The 23,096-nt window shown below is 52.6% G+C and carries 22 protein-coding genes; 8 read left to right on the forward strand and 14 right to left on the reverse strand.

The genetic code is table 11. The features are described 5' to 3' along the window. Positions 1–188: 188 nt before the first annotated feature. On the forward strand, positions 189–1,715 hold the full coding sequence (locus tag RJP21_RS12025) for a choice-of-anchor Q domain-containing protein (RefSeq protein WP_310859498.1): 1,527 nt from the start codon (positions 189–191) through the stop codon (positions 1,713–1,715). A gap of 185 nt (positions 1,716–1,900) precedes the next feature. On the opposite strand, the gene RJP21_RS12030 is transcribed toward RJP21_RS12025, so the two are convergent. Further along, complete coding sequence (locus RJP21_RS12030) at positions 1,901–2,725, reverse strand: DJ-1/PfpI family protein (RefSeq protein ID WP_310859499.1); 825 nt, start codon at positions 2,723–2,725, stop codon at positions 1,901–1,903. 106 nt (positions 2,726–2,831) lie between these two features. Continuing rightward, positions 2,832–3,863, reverse strand: coding sequence for a DJ-1/PfpI family protein (locus RJP21_RS12035; protein ID WP_310859500.1), 1,032 nt, complete (start codon positions 3,861–3,863; stop codon positions 2,832–2,834). Positions 3,864–4,170: 307 nt separating this feature from the next. On the opposite strand from RJP21_RS12035, the gene RJP21_RS12040 reads away from it, so the two are divergent. Further along, positions 4,171–4,737 carry a class I SAM-dependent methyltransferase gene (locus RJP21_RS12040; RefSeq protein WP_310859501.1) on the forward strand — a complete coding sequence of 189 codons (567 nt, stop codon included), beginning with the start codon at positions 4,171–4,173 and terminating at the stop codon, positions 4,735–4,737. 75 nt (positions 4,738–4,812) lie between these two features. On the opposite strand, the gene RJP21_RS12045 is transcribed toward RJP21_RS12040, so the two are convergent. The 7 genes from RJP21_RS12045 to RJP21_RS12075 form a co-directional block, all read right to left on the reverse strand. Further along, positions 4,813–5,223 (reverse strand): DUF4064 domain-containing protein, encoded by a 411-nt coding sequence (locus RJP21_RS12045; protein ID WP_310859502.1) that lies wholly within the window; start codon positions 5,221–5,223, stop codon positions 4,813–4,815. Positions 5,224–5,480: 257 nt separating this feature from the next. Beyond that, positions 5,481–6,053 carry a TetR/AcrR family transcriptional regulator gene (locus RJP21_RS12050; protein ID WP_310859503.1) on the reverse strand — a complete coding sequence of 191 codons (573 nt, stop codon included), beginning with the start codon at positions 6,051–6,053 and terminating at the stop codon, positions 5,481–5,483. Between the two features lie 237 nt (positions 6,054–6,290). Beyond that, positions 6,291–7,250 (reverse strand): ABC transporter ATP-binding protein, encoded by a 960-nt coding sequence (locus tag RJP21_RS12055; protein ID WP_310859504.1) that lies wholly within the window; start codon positions 7,248–7,250, stop codon positions 6,291–6,293. Further along, the gene (locus RJP21_RS12060) at positions 7,247–8,239 is read right to left on the reverse strand and encodes an ABC transporter ATP-binding protein (RefSeq protein WP_160040102.1); all 993 of its coding nucleotides are present in this window, start codon (positions 8,237–8,239) and stop codon (positions 7,247–7,249) included. The genes RJP21_RS12055 and RJP21_RS12060 overlap by 4 nt, the downstream gene beginning before the upstream one ends. Before the next feature lie 19 nt (positions 8,240–8,258). Next, on the reverse strand, positions 8,259–9,206 hold the full coding sequence (locus RJP21_RS12065; protein WP_310859505.1) for an ABC transporter permease: 948 nt from the start codon (positions 9,204–9,206) through the stop codon (positions 8,259–8,261). Then, positions 9,203–10,141 (reverse strand): ABC transporter permease, encoded by a 939-nt coding sequence (locus RJP21_RS12070; RefSeq protein WP_310859506.1) that lies wholly within the window; start codon positions 10,139–10,141, stop codon positions 9,203–9,205. The genes RJP21_RS12065 and RJP21_RS12070 overlap by 4 nt, the downstream gene beginning before the upstream one ends. Positions 10,142–10,263: 122 nt before the next feature. Continuing rightward, positions 10,264–11,970, reverse strand: coding sequence for a peptide ABC transporter substrate-binding protein (locus RJP21_RS12075; protein WP_310859507.1), 1,707 nt, complete (start codon positions 11,968–11,970; stop codon positions 10,264–10,266). Positions 11,971–12,266: 296 nt separating this feature from the next. On the opposite strand from RJP21_RS12075, the gene RJP21_RS12080 reads away from it, so the two are divergent. Next, complete coding sequence (locus tag RJP21_RS12080; RefSeq protein WP_310859508.1) at positions 12,267–12,671, forward strand: GNAT family N-acetyltransferase; 405 nt, start codon at positions 12,267–12,269, stop codon at positions 12,669–12,671. Between the two features lie 200 nt (positions 12,672–12,871). After that, positions 12,872–13,765: a divergent polysaccharide deacetylase family protein gene (locus RJP21_RS12085; RefSeq protein WP_310859509.1), complete on the forward strand. Its 894-nt coding sequence runs from the start codon at positions 12,872–12,874 to the stop codon at positions 13,763–13,765. Here RJP21_RS12085 and RJP21_RS12090 read toward each other — a convergent pair. Further along, entirely contained in the window at positions 13,740–14,441 is a 702-nt protein-coding gene (locus RJP21_RS12090; protein ID WP_310859510.1) for an N-acetylmuramoyl-L-alanine amidase, read from the reverse strand. The two genes, RJP21_RS12085 and RJP21_RS12090, sit on opposite strands and share 26 nt — an antisense overlap. Positions 14,442–14,665: 224 nt before the next feature. Between RJP21_RS12090 and RJP21_RS12095 the strand changes: the two genes are divergently transcribed. Continuing rightward, positions 14,666–14,854, forward strand: coding sequence for a YqzE family protein (locus RJP21_RS12095; protein WP_160040090.1), 189 nt, complete (start codon positions 14,666–14,668; stop codon positions 14,852–14,854). Positions 14,855–14,945: 91 nt separating this feature from the next. On the opposite strand, the gene RJP21_RS12100 is transcribed toward RJP21_RS12095, so the two are convergent. The 4 genes from RJP21_RS12100 to RJP21_RS12115 form a co-directional block, all read right to left on the reverse strand. Then, positions 14,946–15,941 (reverse strand): hypothetical protein, encoded by a 996-nt coding sequence (locus RJP21_RS12100; protein ID WP_310859511.1) that lies wholly within the window; start codon positions 15,939–15,941, stop codon positions 14,946–14,948. Between the two features lie 141 nt (positions 15,942–16,082). Next, entirely contained in the window at positions 16,083–17,009 is a 927-nt protein-coding gene (locus RJP21_RS12105; protein ID WP_310859512.1) for a YqhG family protein, read from the reverse strand. A 1-nt stretch (position 17,010) separates the two neighbouring features. Next, a complete protein-coding gene (locus RJP21_RS12110) occupies positions 17,011–18,747 on the reverse strand; it encodes a DEAD/DEAH box helicase (protein ID WP_310859513.1) in 1,737 nt (578 codons plus the stop codon). A gap of 135 nt (positions 18,748–18,882) precedes the next feature. After that, positions 18,883–19,803: an ArsR/SmtB family transcription factor gene (locus RJP21_RS12115; protein WP_160040082.1), complete on the reverse strand. Its 921-nt coding sequence runs from the start codon at positions 19,801–19,803 to the stop codon at positions 18,883–18,885. A 278-nt stretch (positions 19,804–20,081) separates the two neighbouring features. On the opposite strand from RJP21_RS12115, the gene RJP21_RS12120 reads away from it, so the two are divergent. From RJP21_RS12120 to RJP21_RS12130, 3 genes are read left to right on the forward strand one after another with little or no spacing between them, the layout of a single operon-like run. After that, entirely contained in the window at positions 20,082–21,653 is a 1,572-nt protein-coding gene (locus RJP21_RS12120) for a spore germination protein (protein ID WP_310859514.1), read from the forward strand. Further along, positions 21,650–22,858 (forward strand): Ger(x)C family spore germination protein, encoded by a 1,209-nt coding sequence (locus RJP21_RS12125; RefSeq protein ID WP_310859515.1) that lies wholly within the window; start codon positions 21,650–21,652, stop codon positions 22,856–22,858. Before RJP21_RS12120 ends, RJP21_RS12125 begins: the two co-directional genes overlap by 4 nt. Continuing rightward, positions 22,855–23,079, forward strand: a complete 225-nt coding sequence (locus RJP21_RS12130) for a hypothetical protein (protein WP_310859516.1) — start codon at positions 22,855–22,857, stop codon at positions 23,077–23,079. The genes RJP21_RS12125 and RJP21_RS12130 overlap by 4 nt, the downstream gene beginning before the upstream one ends. Positions 23,080–23,096: the final 17 nt, after the last annotated feature.

Here is a 23,096-nt window from a genome sequence, read left to right on the forward strand (position 1 = left end):
CGGGCAGCCAAACGCTGTTTTGGCTGCCTGCATTCAATCAAACTATGTAAGTTGTACAAAAGAAAGTGATAAGGAACAGGCAAAAGGGTTCAATATTCTAAATTTTTCCCGGCTGTCTTCAACCTTAAAGTTATTTTGTTCAACTTGTATAGTTCTAAAAACTTATATTGAAGGAGATGACAAAAAAGATGTTGAAATTCGGTATGGTTATTGGTTTGAGTGTTGCCCTCTTAGGGGCATCCTTTGGGGATGCCGCCCCGACGAAGGCGTTGGCGGAAGGGGCCGAATATTATGTATCTCCAAGCGGTAGCGATTCGAACGCCGGGACGCTCGCCTCTCCTTGGAAAACGCTGCAGCACGCAGCCGACGTTGCCACGCCCGGCAGTAAGGTTTACGTCCGCGGAGGAGTTTATAACCAGAAGCTGAAAATCACCCGTTCCGGGTCTGCGGCGCAAGGAGCGATCACGTTTTCGAATTATGCCTCTGAAGTACCTGTTATCGATGGCACCGGGCTCTCGGTCAGCGGAACGGAAGGAATCGTCGATCTGACCGATGCCAAATACATCACAATAAACGGCTTTGAAATCCGAAATTATACAACGACCCAAAACGGCGTTATGCCAGTCGGCATCTATGTGCATGGTGCGGGCAGCAACATTACCTTATCGAACAATAAGGTCCATGACATCAAAAATACCGCTACCCCGAAGGGAACCGGTTTGTCAGGCAGGGACGCGCATGGGATCGCCGTATATGGCACAAAAGCGCCGGATTCCATCAACAACATTACGATCGACGGCAACGAGCTTTACAATCTGGTGCTGGGCTCCAGCGAATCGCTTGTCGTAAACGGCAATGTCGATACATTCAACATCACGAATAACGTCATTCACGACAACGACAACATCGGGATCGATGTGATCGGCTTTGAAGGAAAGTCTCCGAACGCTGCTTACGATCAGGCACGAAACGGACTTATAAAAGGGAATAAGGTTTACAATATCACATCCAGCAAAAATCCGTCCTACGAGAAAGGCAGCACGGAAGCAGGCGGCATATACGTCGATGGCGGCAAAGACAGCATCATTGAACAAAACTACAGCTACAACAACGACATCGGCATCGAAATCGCATCCGAACATGCCGGCAAGTCGACCAGCAACATTACCGTTCGCAGCAATTTGATTTATAAAAATAGCTTGACCGGCATTGCCATGGGCGGATATGACACGAAACGCGGCTCAACGGTCAATTGCAAAATCGTCAACAATACGCTTTATAAAAACGATTCCTTGGGCGGCGGAAACGGCCAACTATACGTACAGTACGATACACAAAATAACGTTATCAAAAACAACATCATGGTGGCCGACTCCTCCGATGTCCTCATTTATAATGAATACACCAAAAATACGGGGAACATCGTCGATTACAACCTGTACTTTGCGCCCGGCGGAAACGCCAACGCATCATGGACATGGAAAAACAAAGAGTATACCGGTTTCTCCGCATACAAAACGGGAACAGGCAATGATGCGCACTCCATTTTTGCCGATCCGAAGTTCGTTAACGTTTCGCTGAACGATTATCACCTTCAGTCGACGTCGCCGGCGATTGATGCGGGCTCGACGGACACCGCGATCATTGGGGAATATGATCTTGACGGCAATGCCAGAGTGCAGGGTGCAGCCGTGAATATCGGGGCATACGAATAAATATGAAATGTCCATTTGAATAGGGTTCAATGCTTTGCAAAAACATCGCCTTCTAAGGAGGGCGATGTTTTTTTGTATAGGAAAACCCCCGGTTCGACCGGGGGTTCAGGAAATCGAGGGGTTATGAGCACCCGTCGCTTAATCAAGGGAGAAGGAGCCGCTGCCGCTGTGCCTGCTTTCAGGCATTATTTCGCGATATTGGAAGCCGGTTGTTTTTCCGCAGATGCTTTCGAAGCGCCCTGATTCGCCTTAAAGTCGATCGGCGTCATGCCTTCCGCTTTCCACACCGTACCTCTTTTCTCGTATTGGAATAACGTTTCCACTTCGTTCGCGATTTGCGGCCCTAACTCACGATCAACCAAATACAAGGCCACATCAAGTCCCGAAGTCACGCCTCCACCGCTCACGAGTCGCGGATTGTCTTCGACGACTCTGGCGTTTACCGGAATGGCGCCGGCCGCAGCTAACGCATCCATGCCTAGTTGATTGGTGACGGCATGTTTGTCTTTCAGCAATCCGTCCATGGCAAGCAGCAATGAACCTCCGCATACGGTTGCCACGGTGACGTCTTTATTGTCAAAAGCTTGTTTTATCTTCTTCGTTAAGCCGGTTTGTTTGGCTTGCCACAATATATTCGGAATGGAATCCTTCGAATTCCCCGCCGGCTTGCCCGATGCTCCCGGCACCAAAATAATTCCCGGACGATTTGGGTCCAACGCGGCCTTCGCCTCGAGAGCAGGTCCGTTCATGCCGCTCGGGACGGAACGTTTGCCTTCCAAGGATACCAATTCCACGGTAAGAGCCCCTCCCGAATACATTCCTGCGGCAGCAAATGTCTCATATGGCGCCAGTACATCCAACAAATCGAAACCATCGAACAATACGATTTGCACATGGACTTTTTTGTTTTTGGACGCATTTTTGTTTTCTGCCGCATCCGCGTTTGCCACAGGGGCAACAAGCGTTAGAACTAAAGCCAATGACATGATCAATCCCCAAATTTTTTTCATCCTTATTCCAATCCTTTCGCTTCCGCTCATTTCAAAACCGGAAATGCACCCGCCGGCCTGAAGCGTTTTTTGTTCTTCGCATAATAAAAGCCGACAATCATTCGGATTATGAAATCCGCGTGCCTGTTAATTTGGAAGACGGGAGCATGCCGGCCTTGGCGATTCCGGTCATGTGATCTCCATCGGCGGCAACCTCGAATTTCAAATTTAAGCGCATAGGTTTCGTAATCTTGAGCGACCAGGCGAGCTTGTTGTCCTGCAGGACGGGGTTCAAAAATTCGACCGTCTCATTCCCTTGGGTTGCCTTGCCTTGTATGATCCCATGGGCTGTGGATATGGAGAGCTGGACCTGCAGTTTTCCAACCGGTGTCGCGATGGTCGCATCCCAATCCCCGTCGAAGGTCGATGCCGGTATGTGTTCGTTTCCCGGCGTTTCAGAAGTTATAGGGGACTTATCCGCCGTGGTGTTCGGATCGTCGCCGGTCTTTATAAGATTGCCGGGTTCCATTCCCGCCGCTCTCCACACCGTCCCCCTCCGTTCGAATTCAAACAACCGTTCCACTTCGATTGCGACCCGCGGTCCAAGCTCGCGTTCCACCAGATACAGCGCCACATCAAGTCCCGAAGTTACGCCGCCCCCGCTAACCAGGTTGCCGTCGTCCACAACGCGTGCGGGGATAGGAACCGCCCCGGTTGCTCCGAGCATATCCATGCCCAGATGGTTCGTTACCGCCGGTCTGCCTTCGAGCAGCCCCCCCATGGCCAGCAATAGGGAACCGCCGCATACCGTGGCGACGATGACGTCTTTTTGCCCGAGCGCCTGTTCCATCAAACCGGTCAAATCCGTGTTCATCGCCCGGCCCAGAAGAGCAGGGACCGAATCGGGGCTATCGCCATCGACGGGGCCCGCCGCGCCAGGCACGACAATGATACCCTCTTGTTCCGGAATCAGTCTGCCGCTTGCTTCCACCTTTAACCCGTTGACGCCGCTGGTCACGGATCTCGGCCCTTCGGCGGTAACGAATTCTACGCTTAACGCGTTGTCGGCAGCCATTGATGCGGCGCTAAAAACCTCGTAAGGCCCAATAGCGTCCATGAGGTCAAAGCCATCAAAAAGCACGATTTGAACCTTTAACATACACCAATCCTCCTTGTTTATTTTGGACGGGTCATTTTTGCGATGTTGCCGTCCGTGTCCGCAAGTAGAATCATAGCAAAGGAATATCTCGAACGACGTTGGTTAAGGGTCACAAAACCATAAACATCCCATCACAAATCAGACGGTCCATTGAACCACAAATAAACAATGGTGCGCATAAGCCGCATATGCCAATGTTTCTTCGCTTAAGCTTGACAAGAAATTGAAAACGTGGTCGAATATGAATCAATCATCATAACAATGGCATGTAGGCTATATCATCCTGCGATCCAAAGGAGGGTGCCCGATGGAGTATATGGGAAACCAAAAGTATTGGGATGACAAATTTGCAAAGAGAGGAGATCGCCGGCTGCATCCTGAAAAAAGTTTGGTAGACCATCTGCCATACTTTAAAAAAGGATCCGTCCTTGATCTTGCTTGCGGAGATGGGAGGAACACTTTATTTCTTCTCGAGCATCATTTTAACGTCACCGGAGTGGATTTTAGCCGGGAGGCGCTAAATCGTTTGGAAAAGTTTGCTCATGCCAACCATTACTCGGTGCATACGCAGCAGATCGATTTAGGCGATCCCGATTCGTTAAAAGATATCGGCGTTTTTGATAATATCGTCATTAATCATTTTCGGCTGAACAAAGCCCAGCTGGCGGCCATTGACGAGCATTTATCGGCAGGCGGTATTTTATTTGTCTGTGGTTTCGGACATAAGCATAAAGAGGAGGATTCCGTACGACAAGAGGATTTGATTCAACCAACTGATTTTGATGGACTGCAGAAATCAATGACACTGTTAACCTATACGGAAACGGAAGATGACAACGGTTTTTTTGTGACGTATCTTTTTTCGAAAAATTGAAGCCGGTGGTTCCGGGAGAAGGGGAGGGTTCCACATTTTCGTCATGCATCGTATGTAGAACCCTTTATGGTCGGCTTACCTCATTCCTTGTCTGTTTCTAACGTTTGGTTTTCTTACCAATGCCATGATTCCGGCTATAACAAAGAACATGGCAGGAATGAATCCGAACACCGAAATCATACAAGCCGCTACCGAAACAATAATTAGCAGCCATCCTGCGATCTTCTGGCTGCCTTTACCTTTCAGCAAAATCATGGCCATAACACCTAACACGACGCCGATCATACCGGGCAGAACCCACAATGTACCCGCTTGGTTCATCTGATCAAGCGCAGCAGCTGCTTGGCTATCGCTCCAATTGGCATGCAGATCGTTCAAATAATTTGCATCATCTTTGCGGTACAAGAACACGATGCCGACTACAATCATGACGAGACTTGATACGGCTCCAATCATACTTAATACGATTTCCCCTGTTCTTTTCATGTTCAACCTCCATTTAATGATTGATATCATTGCGCTTTAAGAGCATCTTTGATTTATTTCCTGTCCGGATTGATGGACGAATGAAGGCCTATAAGATTTCAATTGAATCACCTCCTTTTATATCCCCCGCATATTGCCTGGCGTTTCCTTGCACCGAGAACGAAATTACTTGCATTGGCATGGGCGTTCCGCAAATATGAATGAATATTTTTAAATTCATTCATATTCAGGCAAAAAAAAGAATGCCCGTACGCATCCTATTTTTGAAAATCCGTCAAACCTTTCATGATAAACTCCGCCAAATACTGTACCACTTGCGGAAAATGCTGAATCCCGATTTCCTCCTTGTGTGAATCGATATAAGCCAATGATTCAAAAAACGTAGGCAAAAGTTCATCGTCAATATCGGTTCTAATTTTTCCTTCGGCCCTCCATTTTTTAAATAACCCGGTATACAAGCTGCGGATGGAATCATCTTCTCCTCCGACCTCTTCATAATAGTGTTCCAGTTCCCGGAAGAGCTCCCGGTTATACCATTCTTTCAGTATTTTATTCGAATTCATGGCATGGATGTTTTGCTCCACCAATGACCTCACGAGCGCGACGGGATCCTGATTCATGTCAAGGGATTCGACAATGCGCTTTTTTAAAGTTTCGTTTTCTTTCCTGTAGATTTCAAAGAACAATTTCTCTTTCGAGGGATAGTAGTTATAAAAAGTGCCAACGGCTATTCCCGCCATTTTTGCAATATCTGAAATATTCGTGTCTTTGAATCCTTTGGAGCGGAATAATTCAGAACCACAATTAAAGATGATCGTTTTTTTATCCATGGGTTAACCAACCTCTAGTGAATGAATATTTTTTAAATTCATTCATATTGAAACATGTTTGCATTTCTTTGTCAAGATGTTGCACAAACGTTAGAGGTGAGCCGGTAGAAGAACGATGCATCCGACATCGAGCGGGCCTGCATCTTGATGGCAAGAGGCCGAACGCAAAAGCCTTCGGCCTCTTGCCGCAACAACCGTCATATATTTGGGTTGAACACCTGCGCCACCCCGAATGGCTTATGCCAGATGGCAGGCGACGTCATGTCCCGGCTTCGCTTCCCGAAGCTCGGGTTTGCGTTCGGCGCAAACCGCGGCGGCATGTGGGCATCGCGTTCGGAAGGGGCAGCCGCTCGGCGGGTTCAGCGGGCTGGGCAGCTCGCCGCTCAGCACGATGCGCTCCTTGCCGGCCTCGATGTCGGGATCGGGGACGGGGATGGCGGACATAAGCGCGCGCGTATACGGGTGAAGCGGCTCCGCATACAACGTCCCGCTGTCGGCCAGCTCCACGATTTGACCCAAGTACATGACGGCAACCCGATCGCTGATATGTTTGACCATCGACAGGTCATGCGCGATGAACAGGTAGGTCAGACCAAGACGTTTCTGCAGATCTTTCAGCAGATTTACGACCTGGGCCTGGATCGATACGTCCAGCGCCGAGATCGGTTCGTCGCAAATGATGAATTTCGGATCGACCGCCAGGGCGCGGGCGATTCCGATGCGCTGGCGCTGGCCGCCCGAAAACTCGTGCGGGTAGCGGGTCGCATGATCCGGGTTGAGCCCGACCATGTGAAGCAGCTCCCCGACCCGATGCCTGCGGGCCGAACGGCTGTCGGCGAGACGGTGAATGTCCAGCGCCTCCCCGATGATGTCCATGATGGTCATGCGCGGATTCAGCGAGGCGTAAGGGTCCTGGAAAATCATCTGCATCTCGCGGCGGAACGCCTTTAACTGTCGGGGCTTAAGCCGATAAATATTCGTCCCCCCGTACCAGGCTTCCCCGTCCGTCGGCTCATACAAGCGAAGGATCGTCCGTCCGGCCGTCGATTTGCCGCAGCCGGATTCGCCCACCATTCCGAGCGTCTCTCCTTGGCGGACGGTAAAGCTGACGTCATGGACCGCCTTCAGCGTCTGGCCCCGTCCAAGGTGAAAATGCTTGCTGAGCCGGTTAATCCGAAGCAATGGCTCTCCGTTCATTTAGCCACCTCCCGTGCCATCGGATGCAGCAGCCAGCAGCTGGCGCTGTGCGTTCCGCTGACGGCGGTCGATTCCGGCTGCAGCTGCTGGCAGATGTGCATCGAATCGCTGCAGCGGGCCCAGAACGGGCAGCCTGCCGGCGGTTTGGCCAGATCGGGCGGCGTGCCGTATATCGGCACGAGCGGCTCATCCTTGCTCCGATCAATGCGCGGCAGGGAGCGCAGCAAACCTCGGGTATACGGATGCTGCGGGTGTTTGAATATTTCCCGCTTGGTGCCGGTCTCGACGATTTGGCCGGCATACATGACAAGGACGCGGTCGCACAGGTCCGCGACGATGCCAAGATCATGCGTAATCAAAATGATCGATGTCCCGAATTCGCGCTGCAATGATTTTAGCACGCGCAGAATCTGGGCCTGGATCGTCACGTCGAGCGCCGTCGTCGGTTCGTCCGCGATGAGCAGCGCCGGACGGCAGGCCAAAGCCATGGCGATCATGGCCCGCTGCCGCATGCCGCCGGAGAATTCATGCGGATATTGCGAGAACCGCGAGGCCGGATGGGGGATTCCGACCATCTCCAACATTTCGATCGCCCGCCGCTTGGCTTCGCTTGCCGACATGTGTTGATGTTTGTTCAGCACCTCGGTAATCTGGCGGCCGATCGTCATCGTCGGATTCAGCGATGTCATCGGATCCTGGAAGATCATCCCGATATCCTTGCCGCGAATGGATTGCATTTCCCGCTCTTTCAAGCGCAGCAGGTCCTTTCCCTGAAACCGGATCGTTCCTTGATGGATTCGGGCCGGAGGCTGCGGCAGAAGACGCATGATCGCTTGGGCCGTCACGCTTTTGCCGCAGCCGGATTCGCCGACGATGGCAACGGCTTCGCCGGGCTGGACATGAAATTCGATGCCGCGCACGGCTTGAACCTCTCCGCCGCGGACATGGAAGGAGACGCGGAGATCTTGGATTTCCAGCAACGGTTGCATGGGAGAACCCTCCTTGTCCTTATTTTTTCATCTTCGGATCAAGCGCGTCGCGCAGTCCGTCTCCGAACAGATTGAAGCACAGCATCATCAGGCTGATGAACAGCGCAGGGAAGGCCATACGCCAAGGATAAATAATCATCGTCTTCAGTGCGTCGTTGATCATCGTCCCCCAGGATGCCGCCGGCGATTGCACCCCAAGCCCCAGGAAGCTCAGCACCGCTTCGCTGAAAATAGCCGTCGGTACCGCCAAGGTTAAGGTGACGATAATCGGTCCCATCGCATTCGGAAGGAGATGCCGGAACAGAATGCGGATGCCCGAAGAACCGAGGGATCGGGAGGCGAGGGCATATTCCTGATTTTTGAGCTGCATCATCTGCCCGCGAACGATCCAGGACATATTGATCCAGCCGGTCACGCACAACGCCAAAATAATCGTGCCCAGGCTCGGTTCGAAAACGACGACGAGCAGAATCGCCACCAACAGGTCGGGAATGGAATAGATGATTTCGGAGATTTTGTTCATCGCCTCGTCAAGGCGTCCGCCGACATAACCCATGATTCCGCCGTAAATCACACCGATCACGAGGTTGATGGCCGCGGCGGAGAAGCCGACGGTCAGCGAGATGCGGGCGCCCATCCATGTGCGGGCGAACATGTCGCGGCCGAGATCGTCCGTACCGAACCAATGCTCGGCGGAAGGCGGTTGGTTCGTCTTATCCAGATTGTTGGAGTGGTAGTCGTAGGACGTCAGCATCGGGCCGATGATAGCCATAATGATGATCAGCAGCAGGAAGACGAGCCCCGTCATGGCAACCCGGTTGCCGAGCAGGCGTTGCCAGGCTTCGCGCCATGCGGAGACGCTTTTCTGTTCGATCGCTTCCGCCGCATGTTCGCTGACGTCCGCCTTCCGGAAGTCTTCCGGGACCAAAGCGCGTTTTTCGGCTGGGGAGGAACGGGACATGGTCATGCGGCCTTCTCCTTTCTTGAAACGAGCGTGATGCGGGGATCGATGAGTCCGTAAGCGATGTCCGTAATGAAACGGGCGCACATCAGAATCAGCCCATAGAATAGGGTGATGCCCATAATGAGTGAGTAATCGCGGTTGCTGATGCTCGTGACGAATATTTTGCCGAGCCCCCCGATCCCGAAAATTTGCTCGATAATGAAGGAGCCGGTCACGACATTGGCCGTGAGCGGCCCGAGATAGGTAACGACGGGCAGGATGCCGTTGCGCAGCACATGCCGGCGGATGATGGCGCCGCGGGACAAGCCTTTGGCCTTGGCGGTTTTAATATAATCGGCCGTCAACACTTCAAGCATGCTCGATCGCGTCAGGCGTGCGATAAAGGCGATCGGCAGGGCGGAGAGCGCCAAGGTGGGCATGATGTAATCCAACGGGCCGTTCAAACCGACGACGTGCAGCCATTTCAGCTTGACGCCAAAAATATATTGGAAAAAAGAAGCCAGCACGAAACTGGGAACCGATACGCCCAAAACGGCGATAACCATCGAGGCGGAGTCGAGCAGCTTTCGATGCCGCAGCGCGGCGATCATGCCCAGGCCGATGCCGACAATTACCGAGACGATAATCGAGACGACGCCGAGCTTCAGGGAGAAGGGAAAGGCATCGCGAATGGTCTGGCCGACTTCCCGGTCCAGCATCTTCATCGAAATTCCCAAATCGCCTTTCGCCAGGTTGGAAATATAGACGAAATATTGCTCGTACAGCGGTTTGTCCAATCCGTATTGAGCCATTAAGCGGGCGCGGATTTCCGGGGGAACCGCCTTTTCCGACATGAACGGATCTCCCGGAATGGCCTTCATGAGCAAAAACGTGACGGAAGCCAGTACCCACAGCGAAAGTACGAGATAGAGCAGCTTGGTCAAGGAGTACCGTATCATGGAGTATCCTCCTTCTAGTCAGGTTCATTCCTTCCTCACGGGTATGAAGACGCGGGGCCCGCCTGCGATGAACAAGCGCAAGCCCACACGAACTTCATACCGGGCAGCGCGATAACCGCCCGTTATTCGAAGTAACCCCGGTTGTAGATGATGTTTCCTTGATAGTCGATAAACACGTTTTTGAGATTCGGTTTTTTGAGCGCAACGTTGGTATAGTAGTACAGCGGAAGAATGGCCTGATCCTGCTCGATCAGCATACGTTCGGCCTTCAGCATCAATTCCATCCGTTCCTTGTTATCCAGCGACTCCTTCGCCTCGCGAACGAGCTTGTCGTACTCCGGATTGCTGTATCCGATGTCGTTGTTGCCGCTTCCGGTCATGTACAGATCGATGAAGGACATCGGATCGTTGTAGTCGGTCGTCCATCCGGCCCGGGCCATCTGATAATTGAGCGCGGTGCGGTTCTTCAGGAAGACGCCCCATTCCTGGTTTTCGATTTTTACCTTGATGCCAAGATTTTTGCTCCACATGTCGGCGACGGCTTCGGCTACCTTTTTGTGGCTTTCATCGGTATTGTAGGTGAGCGTGAATTCAGGCATAGCGGACAGCCCCAGCTCGCTAAGCCCCTTTTGCAGCAGCGCTTTCGCTTCCTCAACGTTCTCCTTGAAATAATCGTCCTTGTGCTCGGTACGGAATTCGCCGTTTTCACCCGCGATTCCCGGAGGAACGATGCCAAATGCAGGAAGTTGTCCCCCGAGCGTCACCTTGTCGACGATCTGCTGGCGGTCGATCGCCATCGCCAGCGCTTTGCGGATATTCACGTTATTAAAAGGTTTCTGTTTATTGTTGAACAAATAGAAGTAGGTGGAGGCGATGCCCTTAATTTCCAGCTCGTTCGGTTTCGTCTGCTTCAAGACCGGAATTTGCTCGTTCGGAATGCGTCCGGTCGGCATGCCGGCGAAATCGAGCTGGTCGGTTTCGTACATGTTCAGCTCCGAGCCGGAATCGTCTACCATGGTCATCTGCACTTTGGTGAATTTGATGTCGTCCTTAGCATAGTAATTATCATTCTTCACCAGCACAAGCGAGCTTTGCTGCTTCCATTCGCTGATTTTAAACGGGCCGTTCGAGATGATGGTGCTTGCGTCGGAGGCCCACTTCGGATTGGTTTTCGCCGAGGCATGCACCGGGAAATAAGTCTGGAACGAAAGAAGGCTTAGAAAATACGGCGTAGAGTGCTCCAATTCGACCTCAAGCGTATTGGGATCGACGGCTTTGACGGAAACCGAATTCGGATCGGCGTTTTTTCCGGTGTTATAGGCTTCCGCACCTTTGATGTAGTACAGCTGATAGGCATATGGCGGCGCCGGTTCGGTCTTCGGATCGAGTACCCGTTTCCACGCAAACTCGTAGTCAGCCGCAGTCACCGGATCTCCGTTCGACCATTTTGCATCCGCTCGCAAATGGAAGGTATATTTGGTTCCATCCGGCGAAACATCCCATTTCTCGGCGGTACCCGGGAGGACCTCGCCGTTTTCGTTGCTTCGTGTCAGCCCCTCGTACAATCCATTAAGAACGGCGAACGACACGTTGTCTTGCGCCTGACCGGGATCAAGCGTTGGAGGATTCGAATGCAAATTAAAGCGGAAAACCTGCTCCTTCGGCGTTTCGGTCTTGTTCCCGGGCGCGGGATCGGCGGGCTTTTCATCGGTTGTTTTCGGAGGCGAGGAAGATTTGGTCTCTTGGCCGCTGCTTCCGCAAGCGCTCATAAAAACGCTTACGGCGATGATGAGCAGCAGGGCCAGCATAGATTTGCGTTTCGTTCGCATAGCGTACCCCTCTCTTGATATGAAGTGGTTCACCTGGCCGGGACGTAACGATGAAGCGGAAACGATACGGCCATTGTGTATACCCTGTTATTTTATAAACATGCCGACTCGTCTCCATTTATTCCCATTCGGCATAAATTTCGTGGGTAATACGGCTTGAAGAAGAGGTTATTCAAAAGTAAAATCATCTACAAGCAATATGTTTGAAAATATAACTTGAAACCTGCTCTCTTTATTCCAATTGACTTTGCCAGGGAAAAACCGGCACGTACCGAGTTAGGAAAGGAGCTTTTCCTATGAATAACCATATCCAATTCAGGGTAGAACCGCCCGAAAATTTCGAGCAATTGGAGGCTTTATACGGAGCTTTAGGATGGAATTCCTTGAATTTATCAGTCGATGATTTGATGAGAATGTGCAATCAGAGCTGGTACGCGGTGTATGCGTTTGATCATCATAAATTGATTGGAATGGGGCGTGTCATTTCAGACGGCGTCATTACCGGAATCGTGTGCGGATTAGGCGTGCTGCCCGAATATCAATCGAAAGGGGTAGGAAAAAAATTGCTGAGCCGAATCATCGACCATTGCGAACAACATCGTATTGTACCTCAACTGATGTGCGTCGAAAGTTTGGAATCTTACTATGAGGAGCTTGGGTTCAAGAAATTTGCCGTTGGAATGGCAAGAACCCGTACATAAGCCTGCGGACAGCAGGATATAAAATTGAAGATGTTCGATTTGTAAAACAAAAAAATTCCCGGCTTTGATCGTAAAGTCTGCCAGGATCAGGGCAAGTCCGACGCCGGTATACGTTTTTCGCGGCGAATACATATTTCCTCCTGCTTTCTCAAACAATGAGGTAAGAACCCATGCTGCAATGAGAAGGAGGAAGAACGCTCTTGAAAACATCAAATTGGCGCAAACGCGTAATGGCCGCCGGGCTGGTTTTGCTTCTTGCCGCGGCTCCCGCGTTCGACGCATCGGCGCACGGTTCGGCCGGCCTGCAGGGTCCGGATTCAGGAATCCCCCCGGAGAACAAGGAGGGGCGGAAGGCAGCGCGACAGTCTGTAAACAAGGAAAAGAAGGTTGCCGTCATCATCGACGATTTCGGGAACGGCCAGGGCGGAACGGAAGAGATGCTGTCCATGCCGATCAAGCTGACCGTAGCGATCATGCCGTTTCTTCCGACGACGAAAAGCGATGCGGAGCAGGCGCATAAAAAAGGTTTTGACGTCCTCGTCCATATGCCGATGGAGCCGAAACATGGAAACCCGAAATGGCTTGGGCCGGGGGCGATCACGTCCGATATGACCGACGAGGAGGTGCGGCAAAAAGTGGAGGAGGCGATTGACGACGTTCCTCATGCGATCGGCATGAACAACCATATGGGGTCGAAAATAACGGGAGACGAAAGGATCATGTCCATCGTGTTGAAGGTATGCCAGGAGCGGGGACTGTTTTTTGTCGACAGCAAAACGAATTATCACTCCATCGTAGGCAAGCTCGCCGTCAATATGGGCATGCCTCCCGTCGCCAACCATATTTTTCTCGATGACCGGCATACGATCAGCCATATCACCGGACAAATGAAAGCCGTCGAGGCGCGCGCCCGGGAGTACGGCAATTGCGTCACGATCGGACATGTCGGAACGCAAGGCCAAAAAACGGCCGCGGCGATAAAAAGCAGTGCGGCGGAAATGCAGGGTCGCGTCACCTTCGTAGGCATCAGCGACCTGGTCCGGGATATTTGGGGTTGGCATCCGGCACCTATATTACCGTCAAATAATAATTGATCCCGTTTGCGATCGCCTTGGCGATTTTTAATTGGCCTCTACGGTCTGTCAGCATGGCGCGGTCCCCGGCATTGCTCAGAAAGCCGGTTTCAACGATGACGGCCGGATCGGCAATTTGATTCAGCAAATAAAAGGGGCGGCCATGCTGGATATTTCCTTTAAATCCGTAGAGTTGATCCAGCTGGTCCTGAATGGCCGAAGCGAGCATAACGCTGCGGCCTTCGTTTTGAAAGAGAACCAGACCCCCGCGTTTTGCAGTGTTGCGTCCCCAGTTGACGTGCAGGCTGACGACGACCAGCGTCGGGATTTGCTGGCTCAGTTCTTTTCGCTGCGCCAAATCCCGCAGATGCCTGGATTTCGTGCCGAGCCAGTGGTTTTCGTCGCTTAACGCATAATCGCCCGTCCGATTAAGGACAGCGTGATACCCCTTGCTGCGGAGCAGCATGAATACCTTTTGGGCGATGGCTAGGTTGATGTCTTTTTCCAAAATGTTTTGAAACGACGTTCCTCCGTCGATCCCGCCATGACCCGCATCGATGATAATGACGTCGCGGGTAAATGCCGGATGCTCTTTGACTTCCTCCGGACGCTTTTGCGATTTGGCCTGGGCGGAAGAGGGGTAAGCGAGAGCGAACGCCATGAGTGCAAAAAAGACCGGCTTCAAAAGCTTGTTCATACGATCTGGCCATCCTTTCGACCTAAACTGGTAGCAGCATCATGCCCCAATCAACTATGCTGTCAGCCTTAGAATGCGCAATTAACGGAAAAAAATGCATTTGCAGGACGATGATTTCTTGGTTTGGCTCAAACTGCCATGTCCCAACCGGCAAAACGCCGTTTAAAAACATGCCGATTTGCGAAAGCTATTCCTATCACATCTGCGAAAGGGGATGCGCGCAAGTGGCTAGCGGAGAAGAGCTTGTCAAGTACATTACGGAACGCGTCGTGACGTTTATGGAAACTCCTAAAGAGGAACGGCGGCGCAAAACCAAGCCGAAAGAGCCTTGGTCGGAAAAATGGTTCGGGATGATTCCGCTCGGCATTATGCTGATGAAGCGGCCGTCCGAACGCAAAAAGCAAAAGCAATAAAAAAGCAAAACGAAAGACGCCTCAGCGAAATTCCGCCTATGGCGTCTTTATTTTTTGGAACTATTTTTGAAAGGCATCAAATGCGAAGCATTCACAGACGGGATGCGTTCAGGGAACGGAATTCGCCATGGGCCAGCAGCTCGGCAGCGGGCAAATAACGGCTTCCGTCCGGACCGGAGGCAGCGAACAGCACTTCTTTTTCCGTCCCGTCCGCCTTCCATGCATGGAGCCCGGTCACGACAAACGGAGCGCCGTAATCGGCGTTATGACCGGGCGACGTAAACACGAGGCCGCTTGAACCGGCTTTGACCGCCTGGATCAGATCCTGATCGCCCCGAAAGGAAAGCTTCGGAGATTGAAGCCAAAGCAGATTTTCATACGGATCGCTTGTCCCGGTCCGCTTTGGCTGCGTGGCCCCTACAAGCTTCAGCCGGCCGCTCGAGGAGAGGCCGTCAAGGGGAGCTTTCTCCATGCCGGAGGGCTGCATCGGAAGCTCTTCGCCCGTCATGCCGTGAAGATAAATGGCTTTTTTGCCGGGCGGCGTAATTTTCCAAACCGGAAGCAGGGCGGAGTAGCGGGCTTCGATGCTTGTCCCGCCGGAAAGCTTCGATCCGGCCTGCAGAAGGCCGAGCTGCTGCAACCGTTGATACAGCGCTTGCGAGTTGTACGGCATCGATTCGCCGCGCCCGTATTCGCTTAGCATATATTGGCCGTCATCCGTAGAAGTCAAAATCAAATAACCGACCGCTTTGCCGTTTCGGCTGACGGTAGCCAGCCAGCCATGCGTCCCCGGTCCAAGCGGATCGTAAGAAATACCGGCGCGCTTCCAGTCTTGAAACGAATCCTGATTCGACAGCTCGTCGACGACCTGTTCCGTAAAGCTCCGGAGCGATGCCGGAACGGCTTTTTGCTGGCCGAAAACGACGGACCTGGCGAGCAGGGCCGAATTTATCGTCACGTTTGGTGTAGCGGTACCGCCGTTTCCCGCCGCCAGCACGGCTTCATCGCCCGCCGGGGCGAGGGACACGGCCAGCAGGACGACGGCTGCCGTTTTTTTCGTAAAAGAGAGAATGTTCGCAGGGTTCATCGATATCACCCTTTCCTGATTTCCGCGTTTTTTCTTATTGTATGGGACAAGCCGTAAAAAGGCTGTTGCAAGCTGTCACGCGGCCGGAGGCGACTCCGGTTCTATTTTTGCCTTCTTTTAGCGAGGAAGGTCTAAATAAATCTACCCTTTTGACCGGAGATGAAACAGGCCGCAGGTTATGGCGGACAGATGCACTTTGGGCTCGTATTGCCATGTCGTTTCGCTGCGTCTGTTGGCGAATTGCTCGCGGATCGCGGCCAGCTTCCCCTCATCGGGCTCCTTCAGCAGATCTTCGTAATAGACATCGATCACCGCCAGCTCCTCCTTCAACCGTTCCCGGGCCTGCTTCGCCCAAGCGAAGTCCATCTCCGCCAGCTTCCGCGTCATATACGATTCAAGCAGGCCGGCCGCATCTTCAAGCGAAACCGCCGCCGGCTGAATGTGAATGTTTTCCGGCAGGCGCGGACTCAAGGCGAGGCCTGTAAGCCGTTCCGGAAAAGGGGAGGCGATCCGCCCGGTGACAAGCGATATGCCGATGAAATGAAGTTCTTCCTTCTTCATGTCGCACGCCATTTCCGCCTTGAAGCAGACGCCCAGCCACGGCTCGTAGGGGGCGGAGAACAGCGTTTCGCGCTGAAGGGCAGGCGGCTGCTCAAACAGATACAGGCAGGAGCCTTCCTGTCGGGCGGCATTCCATATTTGCTGAAGCCTTGCGCTGCCGTAGGTTACGTCCTCGCGCTGGATCCGTCCCGGTCCGAGCTGGGGCAGGAGGGGGGCCGCGCCGTAATATCGCGACAGGAGAGGGTCCTGCTGCTTGGCGGCGTTTTTTTCCCGCTCGCTGTCGTCGTATTTTTCCGGGTCAAACACGAACGTAAAGGATAACGTCTCCGGCTCGGCGCCGGTCCGGTCGACGAATCCCCAATAATACGGCCTGCCTGTCAGCTGCCTGTCCGCTTGCGGGGACAGCTTGACCGTCACATGGTAAGGCGATTTTTCGATGATTTGGCATTCCGTGCATTCGAGATAAGTCATGATATGTTCCTGCACCTGCTGCGGAGACATGCTCATGTCAGGCTTCCTCCTCCCTCATCGTGTCCGATTCGTAAACGACTTGGTGCTTGATTTGGTCGAAGGTTTGGCCCAGGGAATTCACTTTTTGCCGGATTTCCTCGTTCGAATCGGATTCCAGAAACATTTTGTACAATCTTTTTTCCAGCGACTCCTGTTTTTCGAACCGTTCAAGGATGGCGTCCAAGCCGCCGATGACCATTTCGAACATGTTGATTTTTTCGTGAAGCAGATGCAAAATATGCTCCTCGATCGTTCCCGAGGTGGACAAGTTATAGATTTTTACGTCGTTTTGCTGTCCGAGGCGATGGACGCGGCCAATCCGCTGCTCGACCCGCATCGGATTCCACGGAAGGTCGAAGTTGATCATATGGTGGCAGAACTGCAGGTTAATCCCCTCGCCGCCGGCCTCGGTGGCGATCATCACCTGGGCGCGTCCACGGAACAGGTCCATCATCCAGTCTTTTTTGCCGCGGTTCATGCCGCCCCGGTAGGGCACGCAGCTCAAACCGTGCTTTTGGAAATATTGGAGCAAATATTCCTGGGTAGCCCGGTATTCGGTAAATACGATGACCTTTTCGTTCATCTGGCGGATCAGCTCGATCGTTTTTTCGGCTTTCGTATTGGCTTTGATCGCGCGAATGGCATTTACGAGCTCCCACACTTTGGACGTGAGGGGGGAGTCGTCCGGGATCTTTTTGGAAAGGTTCACCAGCGTCAGAAAAACGGCGTCGCGGCTGCTGCAAACCTCCCGCTGCAAAGTGACAAGCGACAGCATGCTGCTCAAATTCCCTCCGGAAGCCCGGTATTCGTCCCTGACAAAAGCCGTCACCCCGTCATACAATGCCTGCTCCTCGGGAGACAGCTGCAGGCTGACGTTGGTGACATGCCGTTTCGTGAATTGGACGGGTCCTTCGCCCCGGCGGTTACGGATCATGACTTTGGCGAGTTCGTCTTTGAGCTGCTCCTGGTTTTTCGGCTGCCGTTTGCCGACGACGAAATTGGTCGCAAAATCGCCCTGGCGTCCAAGCTGTCCGGGCTTCAGCAGCGTGATCAGGTTAAACAGTTCCGTCATGTCGTTTTGCACCGGCGTGGCGGTGAGCAGCAGGCAGTATTTTTTGCGCAGCTTTTGAATGAATTGGTAGTTCGTCGTTTTTTTGTTTTTCAGCTTATGGGCTTCGTCGATGATCAGCATGTCGTATTCCTGCTCCAGCAAAAAATCCTTATGCGGATCGCGTTTGGCCGTATCGATCGAAGCGACGACGATGTCGGAATGCCACGTATAGGCTTTTTTTTGGGCGACGGCGGGAATGCCGAATTTCCCGTTCAGTTCGCGCACCCACTGCAACACAAGGGAAGCGGGCACGAGGATCAGCACTTTCGAGACGAGGCCGCGGATCATGTATTCCTTCAAAATCATACCGGCTTCGATCGTTTTGCCCAGACCGACTTCATCGGCCAATATGGCCCTGCCGGACATTTCGAACAGCACCTTGCGGGTGGTGTCGAGCTGATGGGGGAGCGGGGAAAGGCCTTGCAAATGCTTTAAGCATTGCAGTTCGTCAAAGCTGGTGACCAGCCGCGCTTCCTCTCCGCGGATCGCCAGCTGGGCCAGCCGCCAGTCCCCCCAGGGACCCCCTTTTTCAAGGCGGTTGTTCAGCTGCTCCAGCCAGCCGCGGTCGATGTGGAGGGGAACCGGAAGGGTTGGCTGGTTCTCGCTCGTTTTGGAAGTGTTCATGCCCCTACCTCCTTCGATGGTTTCGTATACTAGAGGATTCAGCCCGAATCCATGCGTAGCTTCTAGTATGCACGTAATCGAAAGAGTTCATAACAGCCCGGACAAGGAGGCAGGGACGGGGGGAGGAAAAGGGGGTTAGTATCGGATTTGCACTTCGATGTCCTGTTCATAGTTGCCGAAATGTCTGCCGAAAAGGCTGACGCCTCCGGGGTATCTCGTATCCTCGGGCGAACTGATCCGGAACCGGATCTCTTTGGCGGGGGGGATGGGGATATCCTGGATGCCGATCCTGGACAGCCGGACGCCGTCCATGAAGGTGCCTTCGGTATTGATCCACAGCGTTTTGAGCAGCCCATGCTGGGTGCTGCCGAGTTCCCACCAAAGGGGGGTGAGCTTCCCGCGGACGCTGCCGAAATCTCCCGGGGACGTCCATTTGCAAACATCGACTCCGTTAATCGAAAAGACGATATCCGAAGGCCAATTTTCGTCGTAGCCCGGAGCCTCGGAACAGATTTCGAGCGATATCCGAATGTCGGTCAACAGCTTGCTTTCCACCATGTAATTCGGGATTTGGTATTCGACGTAACCGCCGGCAAACCAGAGATGCTGCGCTTTGACATGCTCCGGTTCGGCAAAATAGCGGGGGTCGTCCCGCATGCCGATCAGCTTCGTTTCCGATGCCAGCCCGCACGTCGGTTTGACCCTGTAGGACGTATAATGCCCGACCGGAATCGATACCGAGTAACCGTTCTGGTCCGGATGGATGAATTCGTCCACGCTGCCCGGCGGCTTGAAGACGAGCGTGACCCGGTCGAGCAGCAGGATGCATTTTTTCTGCATGCCCCGCTTTCCCGACGACATCTCCGTATCGATAATGCCGGCTTCCTTCAGCTGCTGGACGTGTTTGGTAACGATCGCCGAAGAGATGCCGAGCCTTTGGGCCATTTCCTTGATGTTGAGCGGTTCCCGGCGCAGCATTTCTATCATTTTGATCCTCGTGTCGGATGCCAGGGCCGCAAATAAGGCAAGGCTGTTAGTATCCACGTTTAATTCCATCGACAATCCACCTTTTTATGTATTCGCCATGCTGTGCGATGAATATATGATCATGCTCTATATGGTTTGAATTATATAAGCAAAAAGTTAATCAAACAAGCATGAAAGAAAGCGAACGTTCCACCGCGTTCATCCGGAAGCTAAAGATGTCATGGAACGAGGAATGGAAAAGGATAAACTGGTTGTTTGAATAAAAATTTCCTCCGTGAGCAAAGCTTTGAATAACCAAAATGGGGTTTCTATGGCGGTTCGACATTACATCAAGGGCAGGAACAGCTATGTCTATGCGTTTTAGGCTGAAACAGAAGGGGAAAAAAGGCGGAGGCGGCGAGGCGAAGCTCCCGCCGGAATTGCTTCCCGAAAACCGCTGCGGCAAGGCGGCGGAATCCATCGACGAACAATTGGACTGGTTTCGAAGCGAGCTCTCCCATTGCTCCGATCTGGTGATCCATACGTTTTACGCGTGCCCGGAACAGAAGTGCGCGTTGGTATTTTTTCATGCCATGATCGACAAAAACACGGTGCAGGAAGAACTGCTGCGCGACCTGCTGTCGCTTGAGCGGCATGACGCGTTGAAATTTCGCGAACAAATTTTCGATTTTAAAAGGCTCCCGGTCACCGATCTGAAAGTTGTCTGCGAATTGCCGGAAGGTCTCTCGGCGATTTTGAACGGCCACGTCCTGCTGCTCGTTGACGGCGACAAGCGCATGATCGAGGTTCTCTGCTCCTCTTTTGAGAAAAGGTCGATTGAAGAGGCGCCGAACGAATCCGTGATCCGCGGGCCGCGCGAGTCCTTTATCGAGGATATGGACGTCAATCTCACTTTGCTGCGGAGAAGGCTGAAGACCTCCTTTTTTAAGACGGAATCGATGGAGATCGGCATGCAAACGAAGACCAAAGTGGTGGTTTGCTACATGCAGGGCATCTGCAAACAAGAGCTTCTGGATGAAGTCAAAAGAAGGTTGTCGGGGATTCAAATCGACAGCGTGCAGGGAAGCAGTTATTTGGAGGAATTTATTAAAGACAGCCCTTTTTCGCCCTTTCCTCAAATTCAATATACCGAACGTCCCGACGTGGTTTCGGCTTCGTTATTGGAAGGCAGGGTGGCGATTATCGTTGACGGCACGCCGATCGTTTTGCTTGCCCCGGTGACGATTTTCATGCTGATGCAGGCGGCGGAGGACTATTATCAGCATTATGTCGCCGCCACCTGGATCCGGTGGATCCGTTACGTCTTTATCGTGGCCTCTTTAGTGCTGCCCTCCACGTACATTGCCATCACGTCATTCCATCCGGAAATCATTCCTTCAAGACTGCTTATTTCCATCGCGGCTTCCAGGGAAATCGTTCCTTTTCCCGCGCTTGTCGAAGCCTTTATCATGGAAATCGCATTCGAGGCGCTCCGGGAAGCGACCGTTCGCATTCCGAAGGCGATCGGACAATCCGTATCCATCATCGGGGCATTAATCATCGGGCAGGCTGCGGTTCAAGCGGGGATCGTATCGTCGTTTATGGTCATCATCGTTTCGTTGACCGGGATTGCTTCCTTCATCAGCCCCCACTTTGATTTGGGATTGGCATTTCGGCTGCTGAGGTTCCCGATCATGATTTTGTCGGGAATCTTCGGCTTGTTCGGCATGGCCTGCGGGTTGCTTTTCATCTATATCCATTTGATCAATTTGCGTTCTTTCGGCACGCCGTATTTATCTCCGCTTACGCCGCTGAAAATCAGCGATCTGAAAGATATTTTCATCCGGGTGCCATGGCCGTTCATGAATAAACGACCGGCTTTTTCGGGGGCAAACCGCATCAGGCAACCACACGCCGCCAAGGAGGATGAAGGGGATTGAAATACTCGCCATGGGGACGGAAAGCGGCCGTTTTGGCCATCTCATTATTTTCGCTCTTCATGCTTGGCGGATGCTGGTCATCGTTGGAGCTGAATGAGCGGATTTTTGTAAGACTGCTGGTTGTGGATAAATCGGAAGAGGGCGTACAGCTAACGCTCGGCTTTCCCCTCCCCAATCGGATGATTCCGGGGATGGCGGAAGGCTCGGGACAGGCCGGGGGAAAGGCCTATTCCTATGTTACCAAATCCGGCGCGGACATCGGCCAAGCTTTTCGCAAAATCCAGGTCAGCCTTTCCCGCAAAATCAACTTTGGGCAAACGCGCGTCATCGTGGTCGGAAGGGAACTCGCGGAGGAGGGGATCGAACCCGTATTGGAATTCGCCGCCCGCCATCCGTCTCTTTATATCAATGCCAATTTATACGTCACGACCGGAGAAGCAAAAGATGTAAGCACGATTGCCACCGTAAGCGAAAGATTTCCGAGCGAGATCCTGTCGGCCTTCGCCAGGCTGCATTCGGTGATTGACACGACTTGCAAAGATTTTATGGCTGCCAACTATAACGGAGGGGATATTGTCGTCTCCGTGCTGCGCCTTAAAACGCAAAGAATAGAAACGGAAAAGGAAAAGGAGCAGATTTGGGTCGAACCTGTCGGTGCGGCGATTTTCAAGCAAGGGAAAATGGTGGGGACGCTGAACATGAAGGAGATGCGGGGAGGGTTATGGCTCCTGAACAAATTGAGGGATGCGGAAATTACGATCCATTCCCCGACAGACGGCAAAGACGTCAGCTTTATGGTTCGCCGCATGAAAACACACATCAAACCCCAGGTCGGCCGAAATCGCGTTTTGATTCGGATCTACTCCAAAGGGGAAGCGGAGGTCATCTCCTCGGATTCCGGGATTGATCTGAACAACCCGCAGGAATTGAGAAGGATCGAGCACAGCTTGTCGGCGGAGGTGACGAAAAGGATCGGCAAAGCCATCGGCAAGTCGATTGACCTTCAATCGGATGCATTTCATTTCGGCAGTTATATCGATTGGAAGTACCCCCGGGAATGGGAGCGGATCAAGCCCCGCTGGCGGGACATTTACGGGAGCAGCCTCGATTATGCCACCCGGGTGGACGTTAAAATCAAACGCCTCGGCACCATCAAGGAACCGGTCGGGAAAACGCTCGGGCCGAACACGAAGGAGGAGTCATGATCTTCATCGGGATCGCGTTCATTTGCATCATCGGATACGAATGGCGGTACATGACCAAAAAAAACAGAAAAAAACGCACTTTTTTTCTTGTGATCGGTTCCGCCGTTTTTATGGGTATATGCGTGGAAGCTTTATGTTTTTTTAGGGAACAATGGACGATTGCCATGCTGATCGAGGGGATTTTCGGACCTGCCGTAAAGATCCTGAATGCAGGGGAATGAAAGGAAGTCGGATGCCG

The sequence above is a fragment of the Paenibacillus sp. VCA1 genome (assembly GCF_031583795.1).
In the GTDB taxonomy this organism is placed as follows: Bacteria; Bacillota; Bacilli; order Paenibacillales; family Paenibacillaceae; genus Paenibacillus_AQ; species Paenibacillus_AQ albilobatus.